The following is a 2,778-nucleotide window of genomic DNA, read 5'->3' as shown; positions in this document are numbered from 1 at the left end:
GGGTTGGAATACACCATGACTGGGGCGCCGGCGTGATCTCCATCCCCGGCAACGGCGAGGGGCCTGGGGTCAGGCTGCGGAGGCCGGCGGGCGATGAAGCCGTGGAGGAGCTTCCTCCTGGCGGCCGCCATCGTGTGTCTGGCAGGGTGCGCCAAGCCGCCGGCCCCTGAGCCGCAGCGCCACCAGTGCCATGTGATTCCCACGGGGATGGTCGAGTGCTGGCTTGTCGACCCTGAAGCTGAATAACGCGCAAAAGGGCGCCGCGGTGGGTGGTGGATCAGGCTCCCCCAACCAAGCCGACCGTGTCCTCTGCGCCTGGCTCGCCGAGCGCGGCTACCTGCCGCAGGGGGACGGGTGAACAGGAGCAAGGCTATGGCTGAAACCTTCGAACTGTCGGTCTTGATTGATCCGACCTATTCGGTCTCGGGCATTTCCGGGTATGTCGCGCTCAAGCAGAGCTTCGACACTATCACTGCGGCGCACAATCGGATTGAAGAGCTTCGCCGAGACGGTTTATGTGCTGATGGCGTGACCATTGAAGCTGGACGCCTTGGCTTCCTGATTTGGCCAGTCACACTCCAAGTAGAGCAGTAACCATTATAGAGTGGGGCACAGGGAGGCGGCTCCGCTCAATGCCGCTAAGATTCAGGCCATGATTTGGGCGGCTCCTGAGAAATGCGGCGGAGGCCAGCACTTTTCATCGCAACAACCTTTTCGGAAGAGGCCTTCTGTTGATTTTCGGTGCTCTCCTTCTCGCCAGCTTTATCGATGAGGATTTTTTGAAGCCTGACGATGTCATAATCGCGCCAAATTACGTAAGCCATCCGTGATGCGCACAGAGAAAGTAGGGCACCAATAAATGACGACGCATAGCTGCGCATCTCCTTGGACCAATTAAGTTTTACGTAATCAACGCCCAAAGTTGTGATTGTCACTAACGCCACAAGCGTAATGCCCATCATTGCCAAAATGGCGCCGTATTCCGCCGTCAGAGATACTATTGCCGCTGTCAGATTGCTTCTCTGTCTCGGCTCTAATGTTTTCCAATCAAGCGTTGGCATGCCTCGATTCAAGCGAACAAACACGGCGGCAGCCATTATAGACAAGCCAACTACTATGGGCTGCAGAGCAGGAAGAAGATGCAGCAGATCAACCGCATAACCGAAGAACGCGGCTCCAGCCAAGACTGCAAGAATGGTGCATAAAAGCAACATCAGGCCTTGATCTTACCATCCTGAACAAACCGTGAATAGACCTCTTGTATCTGATCCGCCACGTTGTCAAATTCAAGATAATTTGATCCCTCATGCGCAAGCGCGAATGGCATGCGGGTGCGCAAAATTGCGTCACCGTCTGAGACTTTTCCATCCCTTCCTTCGACCTGAACATCTCCTTCAGTCATATCGGCAAGGCTGCTTGCGATCTCTCGTAACTGCTCCTTCGATCTTACTGTCCGCCTTCCTCTTATTTTAACAGACGCATCTACTGACAAATATTCTTCCGGACCTAAGCTTTCAATAAGAGACTGCGCTTTTGCCTGCCCGAAAAGTGCCTGTACTACGGGAAGTGCCTGGGCGAACTGAACAAACTTGTCTGCAACGCTCCTAGCCGTCGCAACTGTTCTTTTTTCTGCTGGGTCGATGATGGGGACGACATTAAATTGCGGAGCGGATTTTCCTTTAACTCTAAGACTTCTTATATCTCCTATGTCTGCGGTGGTGGTGGATACGTCAAACTCTGCCTGTAAGGAAAAGGAGGGGCACCCATCAATCTTCTGTAACTCGCCTTTTAAAAGCCATTCAAAATACTGTCTTAAGTGCTCGTGGCCCATGCTGTGGAGACGAACAAAAAACAAATGATTCGATATCGCCATCCAGTATGCCATGCCACGAATAAAATGTGAGCCAGTAGGAGCGGATCTTTCCTGAAGAGCGTAAATCTCCGCAATAGTTAAATCGGATAACGCAACATTGGCCGTCTTTAGCTCAAGAAGTGCTTGAAGCCCTTTCGCCTCCACCAAACACATCTCTCCAAAAACGGCCGACTTCAAATCAGCCACCTTATTTAAAATAAGCTGCCTTTCGTCAGGTGGAGGCAAGACATGCATACGGTCTCGCACTCTCGCCCACAGTGCCTCTCCTAGGGTATTTGTGGTATTGAGTACATCCCTGCACATTACCTCTAATGATGGAGCTGTTTTATCAGAGCCGGTTAGCCGGAAGAGGCGATAATGAACCATGTGGTACGCAACGGCCATGTAGTCGCGTTCTCCTCGTGTCGAGCGATCGCACCCGATTCGGCCTCATTGTACTTTGTTGCGGGATGGATTGCTGGCCACTCAAATTGATCTCGTAACGCTTCTTGGGGCAGTTTTTACCCAACGATGACTGGCCTACCCCCACCTTCCGACCCTTCCGACCGGTCGGAAGTGCAACAAACGTGGTCGGAAGTGAACAAAATCAATGGCTTTTCCGACCCTGCGAACCGTTCATCTCCTCACTCCGCCCCCACCTCAGCATCCCGCGGGCTCCTGCCGAACTGCCGCCGGAAGTCGCGGTCGCGCTCCACCCGCCGGGCCAAGTCGGGGCTGTCCTCCGGCACGCGGCAGCGGCGCGCCCACGCTCCCTCAGTTCACCGCCTCGCTGCCCGGCGCGGCGGCGGCCACCGGCGCCTGGAACCGGAAGGCCAGCATGGCCGCGTCGCGCTCGCCGCGCAGGCCGCGCACCAGCTCGATGCAGGCGTCGCGCAGCATCAGCCCCATCTCCGCCGTCTCTTCCA

General features: G+C 55.0%; 3 protein-coding genes. 1 reads left to right on the top strand and 2 read right to left on the bottom strand.

The window, feature by feature from the left end; genetic code table 11:
• Positions 1–372: 372 nt before the first annotated feature.
• Positions 373–594: a hypothetical protein gene (locus M0638_RS27925; protein ID WP_248670226.1), complete on the top strand. Its 222-nt coding sequence runs from the start codon at positions 373–375 to the stop codon at positions 592–594.
• 44 nt (positions 595–638) lie between these two features.
• Here M0638_RS27925 and M0638_RS27920 read toward each other — a convergent pair whose 3' ends face one another.
• Together M0638_RS27920 and M0638_RS27915 are read right to left on the bottom strand one after the other, a co-directional pair.
• Complete coding sequence (locus tag M0638_RS27920) at positions 639–1,214, bottom strand: hypothetical protein (protein ID WP_248670225.1); 576 nt, start codon at positions 1,212–1,214, stop codon at positions 639–641.
• Positions 1,214–2,257, bottom strand: coding sequence for a hypothetical protein (locus M0638_RS27915; RefSeq protein ID WP_248670224.1), 1,044 nt, complete (start codon positions 2,255–2,257; stop codon positions 1,214–1,216). The genes M0638_RS27920 and M0638_RS27915 overlap by 1 nt, the downstream gene beginning before the upstream one ends.
• Between the last annotated feature and the right edge of the window lie 521 nt (positions 2,258–2,778).

Source organism: Roseomonas acroporae (assembly GCF_023223525.1).
GTDB classification, from domain to species: domain Bacteria; phylum Pseudomonadota; class Alphaproteobacteria; order Acetobacterales; family Acetobacteraceae; genus Roseomonas_E; species Roseomonas_E acroporae.
Note: the sequence above shows the minus strand (reverse complement) of the source record. Positions and strands in the feature narration are given on the sequence as shown.